This window comes from Candidatus Methylomirabilota bacterium (genome assembly GCA_036005065.1).
Lineage (GTDB): Bacteria > Methylomirabilota > Methylomirabilia > Rokubacteriales > DASRDR01 > DASYQW01.
The window spans coordinates 1-5,210 of the sequence record DASYQW010000152.1 but is presented as its reverse complement, the minus strand read 5'-3'; the positions used below and the strand labels follow the sequence as shown (position 1 = coordinate 5,210).

At 70.2% G+C, this 5,210-nt stretch carries 6 protein-coding genes; 5 read left to right on the top strand and 1 reads right to left on the bottom strand.

Annotation, left to right across the window (positions count from 1 at the left end; translation table 11 throughout):
• Positions 1-207, bottom strand: a 207-nt coding sequence (locus tag VGW35_10850) for an LLM class flavin-dependent oxidoreductase (GenBank protein HEV8308155.1), incomplete at its 3' end; no start/stop codon positions are given.
• A gap of 195 nt (positions 208-402) precedes the next feature.
• On the opposite strand from VGW35_10850, the gene VGW35_10845 reads away from it, so the two are divergent.
• The 5 genes from VGW35_10845 to VGW35_10825 all read left to right on the top strand — a co-directional run.
• A complete protein-coding gene (locus tag VGW35_10845; GenBank protein ID HEV8308154.1) occupies positions 403-1,521 on the top strand; it encodes an ABC transporter substrate-binding protein in 1,119 nt (372 codons plus the stop codon).
• An 11-nt stretch (positions 1,522-1,532) separates the two neighbouring features.
• Entirely contained in the window at positions 1,533-3,347 is a 1,815-nt protein-coding gene (locus VGW35_10840; protein ID HEV8308153.1) for an ABC transporter permease, read from the top strand.
• On the top strand, positions 3,344-4,192 hold the full coding sequence (locus VGW35_10835; protein HEV8308152.1) for an ABC transporter ATP-binding protein: 849 nt from the start codon (positions 3,344-3,346) through the stop codon (positions 4,190-4,192). Before VGW35_10840 ends, VGW35_10835 begins: the two co-directional genes overlap by 4 nt.
• Positions 4,186-4,929, top strand: a complete 744-nt coding sequence (locus VGW35_10830; GenBank protein HEV8308151.1) for an ABC transporter ATP-binding protein — start codon at positions 4,186-4,188, stop codon at positions 4,927-4,929. Before VGW35_10835 ends, VGW35_10830 begins: the two co-directional genes overlap by 7 nt.
• A 35-nt stretch (positions 4,930-4,964) precedes the next feature.
• Positions 4,965-5,210: aldehyde ferredoxin oxidoreductase N-terminal domain-containing protein (locus VGW35_10825; GenBank protein ID HEV8308150.1), on the top strand; the 246-nt coding region annotated here is incomplete at its 3' end.

Below are 5,210 nucleotides of genomic sequence, written 5' to 3'. Positions count from 1 at the left end.
CTCGGCGGCGGCGGCGATCGTCAGCTCGGGCGAGGCGATGATCTCCCAGCCCGCCGAGTGGTGCTCGCCGATCCACGCCTCGTCGTAGCCGAGGTGGTCGAGCCACTCGATCAGCTCCATGTCGCGCGCCATGGCGAGCGTCGGGTTCTCGCCGATGCGATGGAATGGCGCGAGGAAGATGCCGAACTTCAGTCCACGGTGTCCCATGAGCTCCTCACTCGAGCAGTGGTCGAACGCTCTCCCGCCAGTATACGTGCGATGCCGGGTGTGCCTCGGTCCGCCGCGACCGACGCTCGCCGCGTCCCGTACCAGCGGTGGGCGGCTGCCTTCGCTCCCCCTCGAGCCCGGCTTGATGGAACACCGGCAGTGTGCTACGAAAGCGCGTCCAAGGGGGACTCGACGATGCCGACCCGCAGACGCTTCCTGCTGAGCATGGCCGGGCTGGCGGCCACGCTGAAGAGTATTCAGGTCGCCCATGCCGAGGATGCCGCGGTCTTCGGCGTCTCGGTCCCGCTGAGCGGGAGCATGGCCGAGTTCGGCCGCACGTGGCGCAAGGCGCAGACGGTGGCCGTCGAGGAGATCAACGAGGCCGGAGGCATCAAGGGGCGAAAGATCGAGCTGGTCTACGAGGACTCCCAGGGAGACCCGAAGCAGACGGTGGCGATCGCCCAGAAGTTCGTGGACGACAGGCGAATCCTGGCCGTGCTGGGGGACATTCCGACGCCGGCCATCATGGCCGCCTCGCCGGTCTTCCAGAAGGCGCGGATGGTGCAGATGAGCATGGGCTCGCACCCGGACCTCACCAAGGCGGGCGAGTTCATCTTCGCCAACCAGATGAGCCAGCGGCAGATCGCGGCGTCGCTCGCGACCATCGCGGTCAACCGGCTCGGCAAGACGCAGGCGGTCCTCTACCGGAACACGGACTGGGGCAAGGTCGTCCAGAGCATCTATGTCGAGAAGCTGAAGGAGCTGGGTGGACAGGTCGTGCTGGCCGACAGCTACCTGGAGACCGAGAAGGACTTTCGCGCCCTGCTGGCGAAGGTTCGCGCCGCGAAGCCGGAGGTGCTCGTCCTCATCGCGTACTACACCGACGGGGCCCTGCTGGTGCAGCAGGCCAAGCAGGCCGGGGTCGAGAGCAAGATCATCGTCAGCGAGGCCTGCTACTCGCCGCAGTTCATGAAGCTCGGCGGTGACGCGGTCAATGGTGTGTTGACCCAGACGCTCTTCTTTCCGGAAGCCGGACGTCCCGACATCCAGAAGTTCGTCGCGGGATACCGGGCCAAGCACAACGAGGAGCCCGACTTCTTCGCGAGTATCGGGTACGACGGGGTGAAGATCATGGCCTGGGCGACCGAGCGGGGCGGGTTCAGCCGCGAGGGCATCCAGCAGGCGCTCCTGAAGGGGGAGGGGATCCCGAGCGTCACGTTCGGGCCCTTCAAGTTCAACGAGATCCGGCGGGTCGGCGTGGGCGCCCTGGCTCCCATCGTCGTCAGGGACGGGAAGTTCAGGCTCCTCAACTGACTCGCTGACGCGTGCTCGACGCGCTCGCGAGCGGCCTGATCACCGGGAACACCTACGCGCTGATCGCGGTCGGCCTGTCCTTGATCTTCGGCGTGGCCGACCTCGTCAACTTCGCTCAGGGCTCGGTGTTCGCGCTGGGCGCCATGCTGGGCTGGTGGTGCGTGGCCGAGCTGCACCTGCCGCTGTGGGCGACCCTGCTGGTCGTGACCGGGGCGACGGCGCTCCTCGGGCTGGTCATCGAGCGAGTGGCGCTGCGACCGCTGGCCGGCGCGCCGCCGATCGCTCCGCTGCTGTCGACGGTGGCCATCGCGCTGATCCTCGACCGCTCCCTGGAGCTCGCGTTCCAGCCGGAGAGCCGCCGGCTTCCGAGCCTCCTGGCGACCGACAACTTCCGTCTCGGCGACATGCGGTTCGGGACGCTGGACGTCACGATCATGGGGGTGAGCCTCCTGAGCGTCGGGGCGCTGTGGGCGTTCCTGAAGTACGCGCGGCTCGGCTGGGCGATCCGCGCGACCGCCCAGGACCGTGAAGCCGCCCAGCAGATGGGGGTGAACGTCGGCGCCGTGCAGGGTCTGGCCTTCGCCCTCGCGTCGGCGCTGGCCGGGATCGGCGGCCTGCTGGTCGGGATGTACTTCAGCACGGTGGAGCCGTCGATGGGCTTCAACGCCGGCCTGGAGGGGTTCGCCGCCGCGACGCTCGGTGGCCTGGGCAGTCTCCCGGGTGCCGTGGTGGGCGGCTTGCTCCTCGGCGTGGTGGAGAGCTTCGGGGTCACGTGGTTCGGAGGCAGCACTCGACAGCTCATCGCGTTCGCGATCCTGATCGGCGTCCTGTGGCTCCGACCCAGCGGGCTCCTGGGCTCGCCGGGGGTGCTCCTGCGGGAGCCGATGACGGGGACGTTCTTCGCCGGAGGCGCGCCGGTCCGAATCCGCCGCTGGCAGCTCGCGCTCCTGATCCTGGTCGCCGGCGTCGTGCTCCCACTGTGGGGCAGCAACTACCTTCTGCGGGTCGCCAGCGTGGTGGCGGTCTTCGCGATCCTGGCGCTCTCGCTGACCCTGGTGTCCGGCACCGCCGGCCAGGTCTCGCTGGGGCAGGCCGGTCTCTTCGCCATCGGCGCCTACACCTCGGCCCTCCTGACCAAGGAGCATGCCTGGCCGTTCTGGCTGGCGCTGCCGGCCGCCGGCGGGATGGCCGCGCTCGTCGCGGCGGTCATCGTCTCGCCCGTCCTCCGCCTGCGGGGGCACTACGTGGCGATCGCCACGCTGGGGATCGGCGCGATGGTGACCTCGTCGATCCTGAATCTCGAGTGGCTGACGCGGGGACCCCTCGGGATCAACACGATTCCGCCGCCGTCCCTCTTCGGCCACGTGATGGACTCGGCCCGCGACTTCTATCTCCTCTCCGTCGCGGTGCTGCTCGGGTGCGCGGCCCTCGTCACCGCCCTGCAGGCCTCGCATCTCGGGCGCGGGTGGCGGGCGATCCGCGAGGACGAGCTGGCGGCCCAGTCCTTCGCGGTCCCCCGGGCCGGCTACAAGTCGCTCGCGTTCGCGGCCGCGGCCTTCGTGGCGGGGATCGGGGGCAGCCTGCTGGCCCACCAGTACAGCTACGTCAGTCCCGACATGTTCGGCGTCCTCGTCTCCGTGCTGGCGCTGACCATCGTCGTGGCGGGGGGCATGGCCAACGTGGCCGGGGCGATCGCGGGGGCCATCGTCCTGGTCGGCGCGCCCGAGCTGTTCCGGCCACTCCAGGAGGTGCGCATGCTCGCGTACGGGCTGCTGCTCCTGCTGATGGTGCGGTTCCGGCCGCAGGGGCTCCTGGGGAGCGCGTGAGCCCCGGCCCGTTGCTGGAGGTGACGGGCCTGGTCAAGACGTTCGGCGGCGTCCGGGCGGTCGACGGCCTGACGTTCCGGATCGCCCCGGGCGAGACCATCAGCCTGATCGGCCCGAATGGCTCGGGCAAGACCACCGTCTTCAACCTCGTCACCGGACTCCTCCGTCCTGACAGCGGGGAGGTGACCTTCGACGGCCGCCGGATCACCGGGGCGCCTCCCGAGCAGATCGCCGAGCTGGGGATGGCCCGGACCTTTCAGAACGGCCGCGTCTTTGCCAACATGACCGTCGCCGAGAACCTGATGGTCGGCATGCACGGGCGCCTGCGGGCGGCGCGCCCGCTCGGCCGGTGGCGCCACGCGCCGGTCGGCCGCTGGGCGCCGCTCCTGGCCGAGACGGTGGTCGCCCTCGTTCGGCCGCCGGGCGTTCGTCGCGAGGAGGAAGCCTGCCAGCGCGAGACCTCCGCCGAGCTGGAACGGTTCGGCGAGCGGCTCGCGCCTCGCCGGGACCAGCGCGCCTTCTCGCTCTCCTACGCCAACCGGCGGCGGACGGAGATCGCGCGAGCGCTCTCGATGCGCCCGCGCCTGCTGCTGCTGGACGAGCCGACCGCCGGCATGAACCCGACGGAGACCGGCGAGCTGCTCGGCCAGCTGGCGGCGCTCCGGGCCGAGGGGCACACGATCCTGCTGATCGAGCACAAGCTGGATTTCGTCATGGCGCTGTCGGACCGCGTCCTGGTCCTCGACTACGGAAAGCTCATTGCCCAGGGAACCGCTTCGCAGGTGCAGTCGGACGAGCGCGTGATCGAGGCGTACCTCGGCCGGAGGGGTGGCCCCGTGTGCTGAGGCTCGAGGCGATCGACGCGTATTACGGGCCCGTCCACGCGCTCTCCCGCCTCACGCTCCACGTCGAGGCGGGGGAGATCGTGGCGCTGCTCGGAGGGAACGCGTCCGGCAAGTCGACGACCATGAAGGTCATCCTGGGCCTCGTGCGGCCGCGCTCGGGGCAGGTCCTGCTGGACGGCCGGGCGATCACCGGCCGCCCGACCTCCGAGATCATCCGCCGCGGGGTGGCGTCGGTCCCCGAGGCCCGGCGGATGTTCCCGGCGATGACGGTGGAAGAAAACCTGCGGATGGGGGCGTACACGCGACGCGACCGGCGGGCCGTGCTCGACGACATGGCCGGCATGTTCGACCTGTTCCCGCGGTTGCGGGACCGCCGGCGCCAGCTCGCCGGAACGCTGAGCGGCGGCGAGCAGCAGATGCTGGCCATGGCCCGCGCCCTCATGAGCCGGCCTCGTCTCGTGTGCATGGACGAGCCGACCATGGGACTCGCCCCGGCGTTCGTCGATCGCGTCCTCGACCTGGTGTCGGAGATCAACAGGCGGGGGGTGACGGTGTTCATGGTCGAGCAGAATGCCCGGGTCGCCCTCGCCATCGCCCACCGGGGCTACGTGCTCCAGAGCGGCGCGCTCGTGCTGGAAGGCCAGGCGGCGGCGCTGCTCGCGGATCCCGCCATCCGGGAAGCCTACCTCGGCCAGCGGCGCCTCGACGCGTCCGACCCGAGCCCAGAGAGATCCTGATGCATGGTAGGCTGGCCTCCCAAAGGAGAAGAGCCTTGGCACTCACGGCCACCGTTCATCACGTTGACCTGAGCCGCGGCACCGTCGAGACGAAGACCATCCCCGAGGACGTCTACCGGAAGTATCCCGGCGGCAGTGCCCTCGCCGCGTACCTCCTGCTCCAGACGATCCCGCGCGGCGCCGACCCACTCGGCCCCGACAACGTGCTGGTGATGGCCGTCAGCCCGCTCACGGGGCTCGCGATCTCCGGACAGAGCCGCATGACCGCGTGCGCGCGCTCT